At 45.1% G+C, this 16,363-nt stretch carries 20 protein-coding genes; 10 read left to right on the forward strand and 10 right to left on the reverse strand.

The annotated features are described in order from the left end of the window. The first annotated feature begins 3 nt into the window (after positions 1 to 3). Both N288_RS03190 and N288_RS03195 read left to right on the forward strand, forming a co-directional pair. Positions 4 to 441 carry a DUF1284 domain-containing protein gene (locus tag N288_RS03190; RefSeq protein WP_022543354.1) on the forward strand — a complete coding sequence of 146 codons (438 nt, stop codon included), beginning with the start codon at positions 4 to 6 and terminating at the stop codon, positions 439 to 441. Positions 442 to 523: 82 nt separating this feature from the next. Then, positions 524 to 1,057: an RNA polymerase sigma factor gene (locus N288_RS03195; protein WP_232217708.1), complete on the forward strand. Its 534-nt coding sequence runs from the start codon at positions 524 to 526 to the stop codon at positions 1,055 to 1,057. Positions 1,058 to 1,060: 3 nt separating this feature from the next. On the opposite strand, the gene N288_RS03200 is transcribed toward N288_RS03195, so the two are convergent. Both N288_RS03200 and N288_RS03205 read right to left on the reverse strand, forming a co-directional pair. Continuing rightward, entirely contained in the window at positions 1,061 to 1,753 is a 693-nt protein-coding gene (locus N288_RS03200; protein ID WP_009792213.1) for a TrkA C-terminal domain-containing protein, read from the reverse strand. 54 nt (positions 1,754 to 1,807) lie between these two features. Further along, positions 1,808 to 2,074 (reverse strand): hypothetical protein, encoded by a 267-nt coding sequence (locus tag N288_RS03205; protein ID WP_022543355.1) that lies wholly within the window; start codon positions 2,072 to 2,074, stop codon positions 1,808 to 1,810. Between the two features lie 191 nt (positions 2,075 to 2,265). Here N288_RS03205 and N288_RS03210 point away from each other — a divergent pair, with 191 nt between their 5' ends. Next, on the forward strand, positions 2,266 to 3,207 hold the full coding sequence (locus tag N288_RS03210; RefSeq protein ID WP_035401826.1) for a magnesium transporter CorA family protein: 942 nt from the start codon (positions 2,266 to 2,268) through the stop codon (positions 3,205 to 3,207). A gap of 780 nt (positions 3,208 to 3,987) precedes the next feature. Here N288_RS03210 and N288_RS03215 read toward each other — a convergent pair. Both N288_RS03215 and N288_RS03220 read right to left on the reverse strand, forming a co-directional pair. After that, positions 3,988 to 4,929 carry an SDR family NAD(P)-dependent oxidoreductase gene (locus N288_RS03215; protein WP_009792210.1) on the reverse strand — a complete coding sequence of 314 codons (942 nt, stop codon included), beginning with the start codon at positions 4,927 to 4,929 and terminating at the stop codon, positions 3,988 to 3,990. Positions 4,930 to 5,006: 77 nt separating this feature from the next. Then, positions 5,007 to 5,594 carry a TetR/AcrR family transcriptional regulator gene (locus N288_RS03220; protein WP_009792209.1) on the reverse strand — a complete coding sequence of 196 codons (588 nt, stop codon included), beginning with the start codon at positions 5,592 to 5,594 and terminating at the stop codon, positions 5,007 to 5,009. A gap of 199 nt (positions 5,595 to 5,793) precedes the next feature. Here N288_RS03220 and N288_RS03225 point away from each other — a divergent pair, with 199 nt between their 5' ends. From N288_RS03225 to N288_RS03240, 4 genes are all read left to right on the forward strand, one after another. Beyond that, positions 5,794 to 6,321 (forward strand): acyl-CoA thioesterase, encoded by a 528-nt coding sequence (locus N288_RS03225; RefSeq protein ID WP_009792208.1) that lies wholly within the window; start codon positions 5,794 to 5,796, stop codon positions 6,319 to 6,321. A gap of 118 nt (positions 6,322 to 6,439) precedes the next feature. Further along, positions 6,440 to 6,919 carry a DUF4367 domain-containing protein gene (locus N288_RS03230; protein ID WP_009792206.1) on the forward strand — a complete coding sequence of 160 codons (480 nt, stop codon included), beginning with the start codon at positions 6,440 to 6,442 and terminating at the stop codon, positions 6,917 to 6,919. A gap of 37 nt (positions 6,920 to 6,956) precedes the next feature. Continuing rightward, positions 6,957 to 7,418 carry a GNAT family N-acetyltransferase gene (locus tag N288_RS03235; protein WP_009792205.1) on the forward strand — a complete coding sequence of 154 codons (462 nt, stop codon included), beginning with the start codon at positions 6,957 to 6,959 and terminating at the stop codon, positions 7,416 to 7,418. Between the two features lie 252 nt (positions 7,419 to 7,670). Beyond that, positions 7,671 to 8,543, forward strand: a complete 873-nt coding sequence (locus N288_RS03240) for a cation diffusion facilitator family transporter (protein ID WP_009792204.1) — start codon at positions 7,671 to 7,673, stop codon at positions 8,541 to 8,543. Between the two features lie 401 nt (positions 8,544 to 8,944). Here N288_RS03240 and N288_RS03245 read toward each other — a convergent pair whose 3' ends face one another. The 5 genes from N288_RS03245 to N288_RS03265 all read right to left on the reverse strand — a co-directional run bounded on the left by N288_RS03245 (position 8,945) and on the right by N288_RS03265 (position 12,833). Then, positions 8,945 to 9,289 carry a DUF3243 domain-containing protein gene (locus N288_RS03245; RefSeq protein ID WP_009792203.1) on the reverse strand — a complete coding sequence of 115 codons (345 nt, stop codon included), beginning with the start codon at positions 9,287 to 9,289 and terminating at the stop codon, positions 8,945 to 8,947. Positions 9,290 to 9,362: 73 nt separating this feature from the next. Then, on the reverse strand, positions 9,363 to 10,094 hold the full coding sequence (gene tatC / locus N288_RS03250) for a twin-arginine translocase subunit TatC (RefSeq protein ID WP_009792202.1): 732 nt from the start codon (positions 10,092 to 10,094) through the stop codon (positions 9,363 to 9,365). An 18-nt stretch (positions 10,095 to 10,112) separates the two neighbouring features. After that, a complete protein-coding gene (gene tatA / locus N288_RS03255) occupies positions 10,113 to 10,328 on the reverse strand; it encodes a twin-arginine translocase TatA/TatE family subunit (protein ID WP_009792201.1) in 216 nt (71 codons plus the stop codon). Between the two features lie 20 nt (positions 10,329 to 10,348). Further along, on the reverse strand, positions 10,349 to 12,058 hold the full coding sequence (locus N288_RS03260; RefSeq protein WP_009792200.1) for a GMC family oxidoreductase: 1,710 nt from the start codon (positions 12,056 to 12,058) through the stop codon (positions 10,349 to 10,351). Between the two features lie 19 nt (positions 12,059 to 12,077). After that, complete coding sequence (locus N288_RS03265) at positions 12,078 to 12,833, reverse strand: gluconate 2-dehydrogenase subunit 3 family protein (RefSeq protein WP_022543357.1); 756 nt, start codon at positions 12,831 to 12,833, stop codon at positions 12,078 to 12,080. 271 nt (positions 12,834 to 13,104) lie between these two features. On the opposite strand from N288_RS03265, the gene cccB reads away from it, so the two are divergent. Next, positions 13,105 to 13,434 carry a cytochrome c551 gene (cccB, locus tag N288_RS03270; RefSeq protein WP_022543358.1) on the forward strand — a complete coding sequence of 110 codons (330 nt, stop codon included), beginning with the start codon at positions 13,105 to 13,107 and terminating at the stop codon, positions 13,432 to 13,434. A gap of 342 nt (positions 13,435 to 13,776) precedes the next feature. On the opposite strand, the gene N288_RS03275 is transcribed toward cccB, so the two are convergent. Further along, entirely contained in the window at positions 13,777 to 14,511 is a 735-nt protein-coding gene (locus tag N288_RS03275; protein WP_022543359.1) for a ZIP family metal transporter, read from the reverse strand. Between the two features lie 512 nt (positions 14,512 to 15,023). Here N288_RS03275 and N288_RS03280 point away from each other — a divergent pair. Then, positions 15,024 to 15,623, forward strand: coding sequence for a hypothetical protein (locus N288_RS03280; RefSeq protein ID WP_009792196.1), 600 nt, complete (start codon positions 15,024 to 15,026; stop codon positions 15,621 to 15,623). A 229-nt stretch (positions 15,624 to 15,852) separates the two neighbouring features. Then, a complete protein-coding gene (locus N288_RS03285; RefSeq protein WP_022543360.1) occupies positions 15,853 to 16,332 on the forward strand; it encodes a hypothetical protein in 480 nt (159 codons plus the stop codon). The last annotated feature ends 31 nt before the right edge of the window (positions 16,333 to 16,363 follow it).

Genomic DNA, 16,363 nt, shown 5'->3' on the forward strand with positions numbered 1-16,363 from the left:
CTTATGGATCGAACGCTCAGAGGCCACCATTTATTATGTGTCCACGGTTTTCGCGGGATGGGCTACAGTCAGGGATTCGTTGAAAATATGGCAGAAATTGTGGAGGATATCCGCAATGACCGCAAGCAATTCCGGATAAAGGCAGTGGCTGATTTCGACCACGCCTGCCAGGCATGCCCGCATAAGGGAAAGGTGATTTGCGAGGCAAGCGAAGGGTCTAACACCCATGTGCTGTCCATGGATGCAAAGGTGATCGGGCATCTTGGTATAGAGGAAAACAGGGAATATGATAAGCATCTGCTGCTCAGCCTGACAGCTGCCAAGGTCCATCCGGATGACCTGGATTATTTATGTGAAGGCTGCTCATGGCTTCCCTATGGAGTATGCAAGGAGGGAATCTCCCGCTTGAGGGAAAAGTACAGGCATGAGTCAATGACATAATTTTTTTTTGAAAACTGTAGGGGAGGCATTCCTTTTATGCGTTTATTAAATGAAAACGCAAATGGGGAAAGGAGAAGAAAGCATGCTGCCCCAATATCATGAAAACACAAACGGCCACAGCCGTTTTGACCAGCTGATCAAGGAAAACGGACTATTTATCTATAAATATATTTATTCGCTGATTCGCCATAAAGAGCAGGCAGAAGACCTTTATCAGGAGGTTCTGATATCTGCCTTCCTCGCTTTTCCGGCCTTCAAGGAAGAAGCTAAATTCAGGAGCTGGCTGTACAGGATTGCCATCAATAAGTGCAGAGACTTCTGGAGAAAAGAGAAAAAGGAAAAGAGATTCTGGGAAGAAGAAGCTTATAAATATCCCATGGAAGCAGAAAAAAGCCCGGAGCCCGAGGAGGAATTCCTCCATAAATCCGAACGTGAGGAAATGGTGGAAACGATAAGCTCACTGCCGGATATGTACCGGGATCCGCTTCTGCTATTCTACTATCATAACCGGACATTGATGGAAATCAGCGCTGAAGTGGATGCGCCGATGTCCACTGTCAAAACAAGAATGAAAAGAGGGAAAGAAAGGCTTAAAGCCAGGCTGGGCAGCGAGTAGATGTCAGCCCTCTTTTTTGACCTCTTTTCCTTCTGAATCGTCCCCGAAGGTTTTTTTGATGGTTTTTTCATCCCCGTAAACGACTATATCATCACCCTCCTGTATTTCAGTGGACAGGCATTCCTTCCGGATCGTAATTTCGCCTCTGCTGACATACAGGACAACCACATCATCCTTCTCGGGATCTATGATCTCACTCAGTTTTTTGCCGGCGAACGGAGAATCCTCCAGTACCGGATATTTTAAAATATAATCGTCTTCATTTGTCAAAAGGACATCTTTAATGGGCAGATCAGTAAAGTCGTAATGCTCTTCCACATCGTGTTTCAGCCAGTCAATGAATTTGTTTTTGACTGACGGCATTTTTAATATAAGGATAATCAAGATAAGACCGGCTGCAATATAGCCAACCTCCTTTGTGAGGAACTCCTCTGACAGAATGCTGCTGATGGAAGAAATGATGACGGCAAGGGAGAACGCACCGAATAATATCAGGAAGGCGCAGATCTTCCTCCTCAATGGGTGCTCGAGGATCAGCTCAGATTCCCCGGTCGTGAACCCGGTCCCGGTCATCATGGATATAACCTGAAAGCGGGCGATCTGCTTATCAAGCCCTGTATAAATAAAGAGCAGGGCACTGATCTCAATGACCGCCAGAATGATTAAAATATAAATAAAAATAAACAGATAGGCCATAATATCCCCCTAATTTCCTCTGGACAAAAATAAGCCTGAAGGATAAAAATCGCTTCAGGCCTGCTCTTTCTCGTTGTAGTAATTTACAGCGTACATGGATCCTTCATCCACCATTTTATTATCCTGGACATCATATGGATCTGGATGCCCGCCTTTTTCAACAGGTACCACCCGGTGGTTCTTCGCTTTCGAAGGTAGTACTTTGTTTGTAACATTCACTGTAAATGTCTGGATTCTCTTTCTGCTCTTCAAAGCCAGCAAGAGGATACTGCTGATGCCGACTCCGGCAAGGATATACGAATTCAATGGACGAGTATTCATGGTTAAAAGCTCCTCCTTAAAAAATGATTTAAATTTGACTTGCTTTATATGTACCCTTTTGAACCCTGCTCAAACCCGGCCCGCAGCATCAGTATTTGGAGAAACTGGTAAAACCTTTATCTGCTTCCTTGCTAAATTGGTTTAAGGAAGCCTTTGAGCAGGGAAACAGGAAAAGAAAGGCGGGGGATAATATGAAGTATAAATTGAATGATAATAAATGGGCTTGGCATAATTTTCATACAATAGATGAATCACTGAGTTTGAATGAGGTACATTTTGAAAAATCGATCAAGGAGTGGAGGGACTCGTCGAGCGATAATGATACGAACTGCCTCCAAATGGATACACTGATCCCTGGCAGGGAGCATATCCGCGGCTCCCTGATCTACCAGCAGACGCTGGAGGACCAGAAGGATTACAATTTTTTTCATTTCTTTCTAACTCGTGATTTCTTAATTACCGTTAATTTTAAATTTGATGCGATTGAATCTGTCCGTGAGGATTTGCTCCTGAAGCAGATGGACGATGCGGATAACGCTATTGAAGGTTTTTTTGTCTTTTTGGGGCAGATACTGGACTCCAATTTAACGAAGATAGATGGTTATGAGAAAAAACTGAACGATCTTCTCTGGAAGGTCAAGCAAAGAAACAGCCTCAGCACCTTTGAGGAAATCTATGAATCCCGCCATGAGCTTCTTGTCTGGAAAAACCTGACGGTGCCTTTCCAGGAACTGAAAATTGCGGCAGAAGAGGCATTTGGCGATTTTGCAGCAGAAGGAAGGCAATATCAGCGGACCGCCAAGAGGACGGACCGGGCCCTGATGCTGATCAGGGAATACCAGCAGGAAATCGCGACACTAGTCAGTATCGAAGAAGTTGTTTCTGCCCACAGGGGAAATGAAATCATGAAGACACTCACCGTGCTTACAACCCTCTTTACACCAATAACCGCTCTCGGGGCAATCTGGGGAATGAACTTTAAGCTTATGCCGGAGCTGGAGTGGAAATGGGGTTATCTATTCGCCATCGTCCTCATGATTGTCTCCACCATCGGCATCTATATGATTCTGCGCAGCAAAGGCTGGATGGGCGATATTCTTAAAGGCAGGAAAAAGAATTCGTTTTTTAAATAAGATGCGCCTTTGGTGTGATCCCTTTCAGGCAGACAGTAGGAAAATGTCTGCCTGGAGGGATTTTTTTTATGGACGTGATTTCTTTTGGGAAATAGAGGGTCTTTGATGAAGTCGTTGGGGGCTCTGAATGTCTTTTTGGAGGATAGGGGGTCTTTAGTTGGCCCGACTAAAACCCTCTGAATCTCTTTTTTGAGGATAGACGGTCATAGTTGGCTCGCCTAGAACCCTCTGAATCACATTTTGGAGGATAGAGGGTCTTAGTTCGCTGGACTAGAACCCTCTGAATCTCTTTTTTAAGAATAGAGGGTGTTAGTCCGGTCGACTAGAACCCCCTGAATCACATTTTGGAGGATAGAGGGTCTTAGTTCGCTGGACTAGAACCCTCTGAAGCCACATTTTGGAGAATAGAGGGTCTTAGTCCGCTCGACTAGAACCTTCTGAATCACATTTTGGAGGATAGAGGGTCTTAGTTCGGTTGACTAGAACCCTCTGAATCACATTTTGGAGAATAGAGGGTCTTAGTCCGCTCGACTAGAACCCCCTGAATCACATTTTCGAGGATAGGGGGTCTTAGTTCGCTCGACTAGAACCTTCTGAATCACATTTTCGAGAATAGGGGGTCTCAGTTCGCTGGACTAGAACCCTCTGAAGCCACATTTTCTAAAGTAGAGAGCTTCAAATCCACACCTGAACCCTCTAAATCTCATGATCTATCATGAGAAGTTCTCAGTTCACCCTGCAAAACCAAAAACCTGCCAGCCAAGAGCAGCCATCTCATTATTATCGTGCAGCGGGCTGGGACTCGAGCTGCCGCAGTGCCGCGGTTATCCCCTCGCTATAAGGAGTCCTTGGAATAGGAGCAATCAGGCGTTCATATTTGGAGCCATCCAGAATAACGGGCGTTTCGTTCAGATACATCATTTCGGCGTATTCCCTCATGAAGGGATCAAAGAGGCCAATGGACTGGATCATCCAGCGTGAGATGGGCCACAGCTTGATTGGCCTTCCGAAGTACCCGGCCAGGACTGCTTCAATCTCCTTGCCGGTGATGGTGCCGGATCCGGGAATATTCCAGTCCTCACCGTATGCCTCCTCATGCAGCGCAAGCTCTGCCAGTGCTTCGGCGGCATCTTTAATAAAAATGAATTCCCGTTCCAGATCAGTTTTGCCGAGAAAGCCTGCCTTGTTCTTGGCCATGGCCTGCCTAAACGTATAGTCAAGCAGGGTGTTACTTGTGTCAGGTCCATAGAAATCAGGGAAATGGGCGATGATGTAGCGGGTGCCTGACTTCCGGATCTGTTCAAGCAGCTCCAGGCGGATTCTGCCTTTTTTCGTATGCGGGTTCTTAACCGCACTTTCATTGACAGGGGATGCTTGCCTGCCGTAAGCATAGATATTATCTGTGTAGATGAAAGGCTTGTTCTGGATGCGGCATTCTTCGAGGATGTTGGTCATGATGGTAGATAGGCTGCCCCATTCCTGATAAGGGATATTGATGCTGTGAAAAATAAGGTCTGCCTGGGAAACGGCCTTCTTTACCTGAGCCCTGTCCATGGCATCGCATGCGATGATATCAGGCGGTATCCCCGGAATTCTGCGCAGTTTTTCCAGATTTTCGAGCGATCTTGAAGCAGCAATGACATGAAAGCCCTTATTAAGCAGCGCTTCCGTGAGGGAATAGCCCATTCCGCCGGCAGCGCCTAATACTAATGCAGTTTTCATAATGATTCTCTCCCTTTCATTTATTGACCAGTGTTCAATTGTTCGTTTAAAAAAAAGAAATGGATTCCATTTCTTTTTTATGATTTAGCTGCAGCCTCTAATCCGCCAATGATAAAGCGCGCGTGTGTGCGGGCAAGGCCTTGTGTTTCCTCAAACTCAGCCTCTGAGCGGCTGAAGTGGGTGACGAATCCGTGCAGGCTAATAAAAGCGGACCAGATTTGCTGGGCTGCAGGCGGCTTTGAAAGAAGGGCGGCAACCGCTTCGGCAAAGTGCCGGTAGCTTTCATAAGGAGCTTCCTGCATATAGCAGTCCAGTTCTTCATCACGGATCAGAAACATCACTTCATAATGCTTTTGATGGGTCAATCCGAAACGGATATAGCCGAGAAGGATCTCAAACAGCTTTTCTTCATTCGACAACCCTGTGCGGCCCATGATTTCCTTCAGCAGAGCATTTAATTTTTCAAACCCTTGCTCCGCTATGCCGTAGAAAAGCTCAGCTTTATTTTTAAAATGATAATAAAGGGCGCCATGGCTGCAGTTCAGGGCCTGGGCCACCTTCCTCATAGAGGCGGAGCTGTAGCCTTGTGATACAAATAGTTCTCTTGCGGCGTCCAGGATTGCTTCTTTTGTCAGCTCAGACTGGGCAGATTTTCTTGGAGACATGATGATCACCTTTGCTGAATATATTTTATTGAACAGTGGTTAATTAAATTATATGCATTCAAAAAGGAATTTTCAACCATATTAATAAAAAGCAGCCAGTTTTTATTAAAACTTCACACAAGAAAAGGATTCCCGGGCCGCTAAAGAGGGAATCTGATAAGATGGATACATAAGTTTATTTTTGCAAAGGGGTACTATCATGGAAAATAAAAAATTTTGCCGGGAGTCTTTTGTCGTAAAAACGAGCATTGTGCTCCCGCCGGATACAAATAATTATGGAACTTTATTTGGCGGCAGGCTGATGGCCTATATTGATGATGTTGCAGCCATCTCGGCTATGCGCCATGCCAGGATGAATGTGCTGACAGCTTCTACTGACTCTGTCGATTTCCTCCATCCGATCTATGAAAGCAATTCCGTCTGTCTGGAATCTTTCGTCACTTATACAGGAAGATCTTCAATGGAAATCTTCGTCAAGGTCATTGCCGAGGACCTGATCACAGGAGAGAGGAATGTCTGCGCCGTCTCATTCCTGACTTTTGTCGCAATAGATGATCAGGGCAAGCCGACTGCAGTGCCGCAGGTTGTCCCGGAAACAGAAGAAGAGAAAAGTCTTCATGAATCAGCCAAGGAGCGCCTCGAAATCCGCAAAAAACGCCGGAAAGACAGCGAAGCGCGAGCAAATAAATATGGTGCAGACCTTCCCTGGCAGCGGGACAGGGGATGACCGGCACACGAAGGAGCAGCTGGAAGAGCTGCTTCTTTTTTTGCCGAGATCAGAGCAAAAAGATGAAAGGAAATGGTAGAATATAGGAAAAGTCTATATTGAAGGAGAGAATAGGAGCTTGAATAAACGGGGAATTTTAGTTCTTGTTGTTCTTTTATTGGCAGCAGCGGGCGGCGGCTGGACGTATGCAAGGGGAAATATGCATGAATATGACTACACACAGGAAACGAAGCAGCTAAAAAGGGAAAAGCTGCCGATGGCAATCAAGCTGCCGGAAAGAATGCCTTTCCCTGACATGAAAGTATGGGAAACCTATTCAGACGGTGTTGGCCAGGTGGAAATGGCTTTTATGAATAAAAACAAAAACACCGTGGAGCTGGTCATTAAAAAAGAAGAATTTGAGTACCAGGAAGGGTTAAAGCAGGAAGAGGTCCGAATCGGAGACCTGGAAGGCTTATTTATTCCAGATGATGGCGATAAAAGGATTCTGTACTGGGAGGATGAAGGCATCCACTATCAAATTACATATATACCATTATTGACGCCTGGCGAAGTCAGCCGAACCCAGATGATCAAGATGGCAGAGTCTTTTAATTAAGATAAATTTAGGAAGCTGGTTAAGCGGAGGGGTTGAATTGGAAGTTATCATAAAGGCTTCAACTGAGCATATTGAGAGTATCTTAAATTTAAGGATTCTTCTCTTAAAAGAGCTGGGTGAGCTGGCATCGCCTAAAGAGGAAGACATACTTTCCGCGGCAACAAGGGATTATCTTCAAGTAGCTTTAGCTAACGGGGAATTTATCTCTTATCTCGCGGAGAGAGATGGAAAAATGGCAGCCTCCAGCGGGATTGCTATTTTCCGAAGGCCTCCTTATCCGGGGAACATTAAAGGAGTGGAAGCTTATATTCTGAACATGTATACACTGCCGGAATTCCGCGGACTTGGCATTGGGAAGAGGCTTTTGCAGGAATGTTTGGATGAATGCAGGGCCAGGGGAGTCAAGAGGGTTTGGCTCCATGCTTCCCAGGACGGCGAGCCGCTCTACAGAAAAGCTGGCTTCACTGGAAATAAAGGAGAATTGGAGCTGCTGCTCTAAAAATTCCGAGATGTTTTTGTAAAGATGATGTTGTGATAGAGACACTAACCTCACACAAGGCGGCTGCAAGGCTTTGTGTGTTTTCTGGAGCTCCCAGTATACTGGGCGGCTTTTTTTCTGCACGCAGTTAATTTTCCTCCAGCCAACTTACTTGCTTGCTTCTTAATTAGTTAAGGGGACACAATAAGATTGCTCTAGACCCACCCGATTCCTGCCTGCTATTATAGTCAAGTGCTAAAAAGGAGGTCCGGGATGGAAGAACAAAAGTATAAGGATCTGAAGCTTGGGGAGCGCGGGGCCATCATAAGCATCATCGCTTACATATGCCTTTCGGTCCTTAAGCTCGCAGTAGGATATATAAGTGACTCGGCTGCCCTGAAGGCAGACGGTTTAAATAATACAACGGATATTATCGCATCTATCGCAGTATTGATCGGACTGAAGATATCGCAGCGGCCGCCTGACCAGAATCATGGCTATGGTCATTGGAAGAGCGAGACGATCGCCTCCATGGTTGCTTCGTTCATCATGGCTGCTGTCGGACTGCAGGTGTTAATAGATGGAGCAGCTTCCATTTTTGATGGGGGGAAGGAAACGCCGCCTGATATCATCGCGGCCTATACAGGCATCTTTTCAGCGCTAGCCATGTATTTTGTCTACCGGTATAATAAGCGGCTGGCTGATAAAATTAAAAGCAAAGCCGTCATGGCTGCGGCGAAGGATAATTTATCCGATGCCTGGGTGAGTATCGGTACGGCCATCGGGATCTTTGGTTCGCAATTGAAAATGCCCTGGCTTGATACCGTAACAGCCATCATTGTCGGGCTGCTGATCTGCAAGACTGCCTGGGATATATTCATACAGGCCTCACATGACCTTTCCGACGGATTTGATGAAAATTTGCTCCTCAAATACAGCGACGAAATCCTGAAGGTGTCCGGCGTAAAGGGCATTAAAGCAATCAAGGGAAGGAATTACGGCAATAATGAAGTATTGGATGTAGTCATCCTGGTCAATTCAACCCTGGATATCAGGCAAGCGCATGATATCGCCACACATGTGGAAAAAGTGCTGATGAAGGATCACGGGGTTTACGATGTCCATGTTCATGTGGAGCCTAATTAAGGGGAGGAAGGGGCAGTTTAGACTGTCTCTTTTTTATCGTTAAGGGGGATCCTGGTTTGATGGGGCTGTTGATTTCCGTTCCAGGCACTTCGCTTTCCGCGGGGCGGAGTTGAGCCTCCTCGGAGCAAGCTCCTGTGGGGTCTCAACTCTTCCGCTATTTCCCGCAGGAGTCTACGTGCCTTGCACTCCAATCAACAGGCTCTTTGAACATTGTTGGGCAAAAGCCACAAGTTCCAATAATTAATCCAAACAGACTTAAAAAAGGAGGTGCGGAAAATCTCTTCCGCACCTCCTTTTGTCTGCCAATGAACCAAAAAGGGTCCATTTTTCATTTTTACTAAACAGCCCCATCCAAAATATTATCCTAATCTATTAAGCAGTCCTAACAATTTCCTGGTCTATCAAGCAGCCCCATCCGCAAATTTCAAAAGCAGATGTGACAGTTTCTCTTTTTCTTCATCATTTCCGGCTTTCCATAATTCCTTCAGCAGCTTTTCTTCGCGGTTTTGCGGGTCGACATTTTGAGCAAGATATTCTGCGATCTTTTTTGCTGTAGCGGCAAGCTGCTCTTCATTTAAACCGATCTTCTTGCCAAGCTCGATCCGCTCCGCCAGGTAGCCTCGGAACTCGTCAAAGCTGCTTAAGATATCCGCTGCCTTGTCTTCTGAAATCCTGCTGACAGTATCCTCAATATTATTCTCGTTCAGTTCGCCATTCTCATTTACCATATGGTTTTGTTCTGACATTCCTGATCCCTCCGTGTGATGAAGTCTATGATTCTTCAATACCTCGCCCATTCGTCTTTTAAACTAGCAGGCATTAAACCTCTGTTGCCTGCAGTGCTGCTTCCTGCCTGAGGATTTTGCGGAATGACAGCTTTGACAGCAGGATGCCGACTTCATATAATCCGATCAGCGGAATGAGGACGATCATCTGCGAAAACAGATCAGGCGGTGTAATCAAGGCAGAAACGACTGCAAGTACGAGATAGGCATACTTGCGCATCGAGCTTAACTGCTTTGGTGTGACGATATTGATGGTTGTCAGGAACATCAGCATCAGCGGTACCTCGAACAGGAAGCCGAATGGAATGGTGGACATCATCATGAATGAAAAATATTCCCTCGCTGTGATCATCATATCAAAATGATGATTGCCCAAATTGATCAGAAACCGGTAGACGGTAGGGAAGATGATGTAAAACCCGAATGCAATGCCTCCGGCGAAGCTTAAAAAGATGGCAGGAAGGTACATGACTGTGGTTTTGCTTTCTTTCTCAGTCAATGCCGGCTTCACAAAGATCCACAGCTGGTAAGCGATGAAAGGGAGGGAGAGGCCGAGGCTGATGCAGCCGGCAATCCCGGTGTACAGCCTCACCACATCCAGCGGCCCCAGCATGACCAGCTTATATTCCTGGGAAAGGAGGGGGAGCAGCTTGTTAATGAACACGAACGACAAGATAAAGCAGGCTAGAAAAAAGATCAGTGACCGGATGATTGCTTTCCTGAGATCGGTTATATGTTCAACAAGTGTTTGCTCATCGGTTTTCATTGTAATCCCTCCCTGCTGTTAGATCTGCTGGTTCTTATCCTTGGACAGATCCGCTTTTTTTGCTGTGTCTTCTTCATCGTCATCATTCATCAGGCTGTTGGCTGATTTCTTGAACTCGGATAAAGTCTTCCCGAAGGCTGAACCGATTTCAGGCAGTTTTTTCGGTCCAAAGATGATCAGGGTGATGACGAGAATGATGATTAAGCCGGGAATGCCGATATTAGTGAATCCCATTTCTTTTCACTCCTTTTCATTTATACAAGGGCTCCGCCTTGTTTGCTGTATTTGATGATGCCTTCTGCGGCACGGTAGGCAAATGCGCCGACAGTCCCGGTAGGATTGTAGCCGCCATTATGGGCAAATGCAGATGCTCCGACTACAAAGACGTTCTCTGCATCCCACATCTGCAGATAATTGTTCACTGCTGACGTTTCCGGTTCAGCCCCCATGATGACACCGCCAGTGTTATGTGTGGTCTGGTAAGGGACGATATCATAATGCTCAAGCGGACTGCGGTCATTGACCAGGTTTGCGCCCATTTCCTTCATGATATTGTCGGTGATCTTGCCGATATAGTTATACAAATTCTTGTCCTGCTGGGTGAAGTCATACGTCAGCCTCAATAGCGGAAGCCCGAATGCATCTTTGTAGGATGGATCAAGATCAAGATAATTGTACTGTGTCGGCATGGATGCACCCTGGGTCCCGATATTCAGGTGGCGTGTATAATATTTAACAGACTGCTGCTTGAATTCTTTACCCCATCTTGGCGTATCCTGCGGCACCGGATTTGTCTGGATCGGGCGCTTTCCTGATTGATTCAGGGAAATGGAGCCCCCATGGATAAAGTCGACTTCAGAATGGTCGAAATTGTCTCCGTTATAATCATCGACAGAGGCACCGAGTGCACCTGCTCCCATGAATGTATTGAACTGCTCTTCATCAAAGAATCCGGTTGAGCCCGGCAGAATCTGATAGCAGTAATTTTTCCCGATGACGCCCTGTCCGGTTTCCGGATTATAAGGCCTGCCAAGGTTTGAAGACAGCAGCAGGCGTGCATTATTCATGACATAGCTTGTCAGAACGACGATGTCTGCTGGCTGGATGAATTCTTCCTTTGTCAGCACATCGACATATCTGACTCCGGTTGCCTTCGTTCCGTCATGAAGGACCTCGGTTACATTGGAATAGGTGCGGAGCTCGAAGTTTCCAGTATCCTTTGCATAAGGGATGACTGAAACCGTTGGATCCGCTTTTGCGCCATATTCACAGCCGAAGCGCTCGCAGAAAGCACAGTACTGGCAGGCTGCCATTTTGGCGCCATATTGGTTCTCATAAGCCTGGCTCATGTTGGCAGAAGGCATGTGGTAAGGCTTCATTCCCAGGTTCTTAGCCGCATCCTTGAAGCGCTTGGTGAGAGGCGTTTCCTTCATTGGCGGGTTTGGATAAGGATTGGACCTTTTGCCGCCGAACGGATTTTCCTCGCCGCCGATGCCGGCTGTTTTTTCAAAAGTATCGTAATATGGTTCAAGTTCATCATAGGTGATGCCCCAGTCCTGTACCTGGAGGCCCTTTATTTTGTTTTCGCCGTACTTTGCCACCGTTTGTGACTTGATTTCAAAATCATAAGGCAGGAAACGGAAGGTATGGCCATTCCAGTGCACACCTGAACCGCCAAGCCCTTCCCCAAGCAGGAATGATCCGAGCTGGCGCATCGGCAAAGCCCGTTCCTTTGCAGTGTTTCGGAAAGTGAGTGTTTCTTTTGATAAATCCTGCATCAATTCGTAGCGGATCGCGTAGCGCAGCTCATCATGGACAACATAATAGTCCTTGACGCCCCTTTCCTTACCGCGTTCAAGCCCGACAACCTTCATGCCCTGTTTAGCGAGCTCGGCGGAAATGATGCCGCCTGCCCATCCTACTCCGACTACCACTACATCTGTCTTTGGTAAAGTTTTTGCCATGATATCCCCCGATTTCTATCTAGTTTGTATAAGAATGAAGTGCTTTTGGTTCGATTTCCATAAATTCGTCTGATTCGATTTTGTCTATGTAGCTCATCTGATGCCCCGGGAAGTCCTTCATCTTCCAGCCTTCCATGCCGATGTTTCCGCTGTAAGCCGGATCCGCATAGACTCCTTCTATCGTTGCGGCCCTGAGCTGATTGAAAAAGGTCTTGGAAGACACGCCGCGAATTTTAACTTTATCAGCCTCAAAATCTTTCAGAATCTCATCCTGCTGATCTCCTTCCAGATCGGCGAAGCCCTTCATGAACTTCTCCTGGCTGTAGGATTCAATCCGGTCAATCCCGGTATCAAACATTTCATTCCTCTTAAGAGGCGATTGATAGCCCTGGAAATTGGAGCCTGGGAAAAATGGGCCCTGCATATACTCCCGTGCATTATTGCCCCACGCACCTGCCAGCTGATGGTCGATGAAAAAGGGCACCCCGAGTTCGATTGCGCCAGGACCGGTTTCGTCCTGTGGATAAATGCGCTCGACTGCCTGCTGCAGCACTTCGAATTTCTGCGGGTTTGTAAAATAAAGCGGTGCCTGCTGATGTGAATTGGACGAGCTGTGTCCTTCAGAGTTGGAGCTGGACGCCTGTTCAGAACCGTTCATCCTGGATCCGATCAGTCCCCCGAGCAGCCCGCCACCAACCAATCCACCTGCAACATAGCTGGAATTGCGTATGAATTTACGTCTCGACATTTTTGAACCAGTCGATTGGTCAGCCATAATTGTTCCTCCTTCTTGAAAAAAATATATTAAATAGGAAAGAAAATACTCTATCAAGCTTCCACTCTTGTTTTTCTACTAAACATAGAATGCAGGATTCTTTTTTGAATTGATACTTTAGTCCTAAATAACTGGGATAACAATTACATTTTTGGAGAAAGAAGTGCCGCGGGTTTTTAAGCCAAGGATGTCACCTTAAAAATTCAGGTTTAGCTTAAAAGTCAAAGTGGAACTGTTATATGTAATCAGCAGAAAGAAAGAGGGAGATAGAATGTTAAAAAGAGCGATGGTTGTTTCCGGTCTTGTACTCAGCCTGGCAGCCTGCGGCGGCGGGGAAGAAAGCAGCGGCGGCGAAAGCAATGGAGGCGGCGGTGAGGTAGATACGGCAGCTGCAGAGGAAACCTTCCAGCAGAGCTGCGCATCCTGCCATGGCGGTGATCTCAGCGGCGGAGCCGGTCCTGCCCTGGAGAATGTTGGAAGTGATTTAAGTGAAGAAGAAATCCGCACTAAGATTGAAGAAGGCGGCGGCGGAATGCCGGCTAACCTGATTGAAGGCGAGAAGGCTGACAATGTTGCAGCTTGGCTGGCAGAGAAAAAATAATATAATATCATAAAAAAAGCTGGCGTTCCGAGAAGGATGCCAGCTTTTATGGTTGTTTTTTTACAAAATAAAAAAGGCAGGCCATCCAGCCTGCCTTTTTTCTCAGCACTTCAAATTACATGGGGGAAATCGGTTCTAAGTATATCGGTTATATACTGTAGTGCCTTTTGTCCTCCTTGCAAAATCCGTGCCTTTTGCATCGCCAATGCCTAACGGTGAAGTCGCTGTTAACCTTTTCATCGTTTACCAGTCCCTTCTGTTTTGTTATTGGCTTTGCATTATACATATACCCGGCTGTACAAGGTTAAAACATTTAAACCCCGGAAATATATGGGAATAAGTCTAACCGCCGAAGCTGTTGATCATGACGAGCATGGTCACAAGGCCAAGGATGAAGGAATAGGTCGAGAACCGTTCGTTTCCATCCCCATGGCTTTCCGGTATTAATTCCTTGTAGATGATGAACAGCATCGCTCCGGCTGCAAAGCTCAGCCCATAAGGAACAAGTCCCTCAATATTGCGGGAAAGGAAGTATCCGATAATGGCTGTCACGATCTCTACCATCCCGGTCAGTGTGGCAACGGCCAAAGCCTTCCATCTGGAAATATTCTGATTGACGAGAAAAAGAGCGACCAGAAATCCTTCCGGCGCATTCTGCAGGCCGATGGCAAATGCGATCAGCGGACCAAGCTCACCGCCGTCAGATGCATAGCTGACACCGACCGACAGGCCCTCGGGCAGATTGTGGAGTGTAATGGCTGCGACAATCAGCACGGCCTTTTGCTCCAGTTTCATATTCAGCTTGGTATGCTCCAGATCGATATGCGGTGTATGCTTTTCCAGAAAGTTCAGCACAAACGTCCCCAGGAGGAGACCGATGGTCAGAACAATCATATTGGAGGATTCAAGCGCCTGCGGTATCAAACTGAAGGTGGACGCCGCCATCATGATGCCTGCCGTATAGGCCAATAGCACATCCCGCCACTTGTGTGTGACGCTTTTGAAAAAAAGGATCGGAATCGCTCCGGCCCCTGTTGCCATGGCAGAAAGAATGCTGCCGATAATTGCCTCTTGCATGATAAGCCCCCTGATCTTTGCCAGACTGAAAATATGCAGACGTTTAACACAGATAATTTGTGTTAAGTATACAGCCAACCATAAGGCAAATAAAGTATTTTAATTCGGGCATGCACAAATTTTGCTTTTGGGCAAAAAAAATAACGCCCTCCAAATGTGATAACGGGTTTAGTCCAGGAGTGCAAACATGATATAACACATAGGAAAACCCACATGAATTCACAATATCATTCACAGTGCGTTTTTATTGATATACCAATATATTTGCGAGTTTAAGTCATTCACTTTTTCCCAATTCACATATCAAATCATAGTATGTAATGAGTTTTGTGCGAAAATTTTAGTGAGTGCATTATGTTGCAATTACGAAGGTTGTTGGGAATATATGTTAAATTAATATTAGAAATATATATCAGAGTTTATGAAAAGATTTACTTATGCTAACGGGGCGGGTTAGTGAAAGAAGGCTGGCTTATTCCGAAAACCATACAATTTGAAATGGGAGGAGTTTAATGAAAAGATTTTTAAATCTAAATACAGTATATATGGTTGCAGCAATTATAGTTCTTGGTGTTTTGTTTTTACCTCGAGCAGTGGATATATACAACCTTCGGACACAGGGGATAAATTATTTTACTAATGACATTGAAAATTATCACAATATTGCACACCCTATTGAAGGAGAATATATAATCGAGATTGATTTGAATAATTTGGATAAAAACAAAGGAAAAGTGCTTTTTGATGATGAAGAAAACCAAATTTATGTGTCGAAAGTAATCGCTCATAATACTAATGAATATGAATTGTTCTTTAGGTCAAGCGGAAGTTCTAGTTTAGGTGGTGCAACAATAATATCAGGTGTTGAACACAAACATAATAATGAAGGTTTAATAAGCAAATTTCAAGCGAAAGCAGAAGCAACGTATAGAGGTTATACTTGTGAACTAATTCCTTCTGAATATTCCGGCTTAAACTACAGTGATGCAGATGAGTTTGGCTTTTATTTGGAGTTACCAAAAGAGTTAGTTCCTGATTTTGAAGAAGAAGGAATGATTGATGTGACAGTTACAAACTTATATATGAATTTATGGGCAGAGAAATCATTTTAACTAAATGGTGATTATCTAGAGTGATTCGTCTAAAGACAATGCCAGCCATGGCCTCATTCTATACCCATGTATTTACAATAAGATTAACTGGGCAAGTTTAAATCACATGAATAAAAGGGTTTTGGCAGCTTTTTGTTGAGTTTTTTTGGTACTAACGGGCAGGTTAGTTGAATAAGAAATCACAAAAGTAATGAGCTTTTACTTTAAAATAAAATTAAATGGGGGGAATATGCGAAAAATTTATCTAGATAGAACAGCATTCTCTGGAGCCATAGGTGTTAATTTAGAAGATACTGAGATTATATCAGCAGGAACATCCATTTTTTCAATGGGTGTTCATGATAGAAATGAGGAATATCAAAGATACGCTAACGATTATGCTATTCAATTTATCTTTGACGATGATATTCCGCATTTAGAGTTTTTTACGGTTCCACATGTAGATATTATGGCAAAAGATAGTAAAGGAGGATTTATCGGAACTGTTTATCAACAGTGTGATTCGGAAAATGACGCACCAATTTGTTATATCAATAGGGATTTAGAGTGCTTTATAATTTCTGAAAACGCAGGAGATTTTCTGATTAATATAGGGACATGGCAAGACAACATGAAACCCTATGATAAACTTACCGTATATCGTTCGAAAGCAGAGGCTGAAACTGAACTAGAATTTATCAATTTGTCTGATATTCTTCCATTATCATAATTTCTTCTTGAACTAACAGGTGCTTATGTTA

This window comes from Bacillus infantis NRRL B-14911, from assembly GCF_000473245.1.
Lineage (GTDB): Bacteria > Bacillota > Bacilli > Bacillales > Cytobacillaceae > Bacillus_AB > Bacillus_AB infantis.

Bases quoted from the DNA above. Each gene is read 5' to 3' on its own strand.
- tatC (WP_009792202.1), bottom strand. From the start codon at position 10,094: ATGAAAACCGATGAGCAAACACTTGTTGAACATATAACCGATCTCAGG.
- cccB (WP_022543358.1), top strand. From the start codon at position 13,105: ATGTTAAAAAGAGCGATGGTTGTTTCCGGTCTTGTACTCAGCCTGGCA.
- N288_RS03215 (WP_009792210.1), bottom strand. From the start codon at position 4,929: ATGAAAACTGCATTAGTATTAGGCGCTGCCGGCGGAATGGGCTATTCC.
- N288_RS03200 (WP_009792213.1), bottom strand. From the start codon at position 1,753: ATGGCCTATCTGTTTATTTTTATTTATATTTTAATCATTCTGGCGGTC.
- N288_RS03220 (WP_009792209.1), bottom strand. From the start codon at position 5,594: ATGTCTCCAAGAAAATCTGCCCAGTCTGAGCTGACAAAAGAAGCAATC.
- N288_RS03240 (WP_009792204.1), top strand. From the start codon at position 7,671: ATGGAAGAACAAAAGTATAAGGATCTGAAGCTTGGGGAGCGCGGGGCC.
- N288_RS03190 (WP_022543354.1), top strand. From the start codon at position 4: ATGGATCGAACGCTCAGAGGCCACCATTTATTATGTGTCCACGGTTTT.
- N288_RS03280 (WP_009792196.1), top strand. From the start codon at position 15,024: ATGAAAAGATTTTTAAATCTAAATACAGTATATATGGTTGCAGCAATT.
- N288_RS03275 (WP_022543359.1), bottom strand. From the start codon at position 14,511: ATGCAAGAGGCAATTATCGGCAGCATTCTTTCTGCCATGGCAACAGGG.
- tatA (WP_009792201.1), bottom strand. From the start codon at position 10,328: ATGGGATTCACTAATATCGGCATTCCCGGCTTAATCATCATTCTCGTC.
- N288_RS03285 (WP_022543360.1), top strand. From the start codon at position 15,853: ATGCGAAAAATTTATCTAGATAGAACAGCATTCTCTGGAGCCATAGGT.
- N288_RS03210 (WP_035401826.1), top strand. From the start codon at position 2,266: ATGAAGTATAAATTGAATGATAATAAATGGGCTTGGCATAATTTTCAT.
- N288_RS03225 (WP_009792208.1), top strand. From the start codon at position 5,794: ATGGAAAATAAAAAATTTTGCCGGGAGTCTTTTGTCGTAAAAACGAGC.
- N288_RS03265 (WP_022543357.1), bottom strand. From the start codon at position 12,833: ATGGCTGACCAATCGACTGGTTCAAAAATGTCGAGACGTAAATTCATA.
- N288_RS03260 (WP_009792200.1), bottom strand. From the start codon at position 12,058: ATGGCAAAAACTTTACCAAAGACAGATGTAGTGGTAGTCGGAGTAGGA.
- N288_RS03205 (WP_022543355.1), bottom strand. From the start codon at position 2,074: ATGAATACTCGTCCATTGAATTCGTATATCCTTGCCGGAGTCGGCATC.
- N288_RS03195 (WP_232217708.1), top strand. From the start codon at position 524: ATGCTGCCCCAATATCATGAAAACACAAACGGCCACAGCCGTTTTGAC.
- N288_RS03245 (WP_009792203.1), bottom strand. From the start codon at position 9,289: ATGTCAGAACAAAACCATATGGTAAATGAGAATGGCGAACTGAACGAG.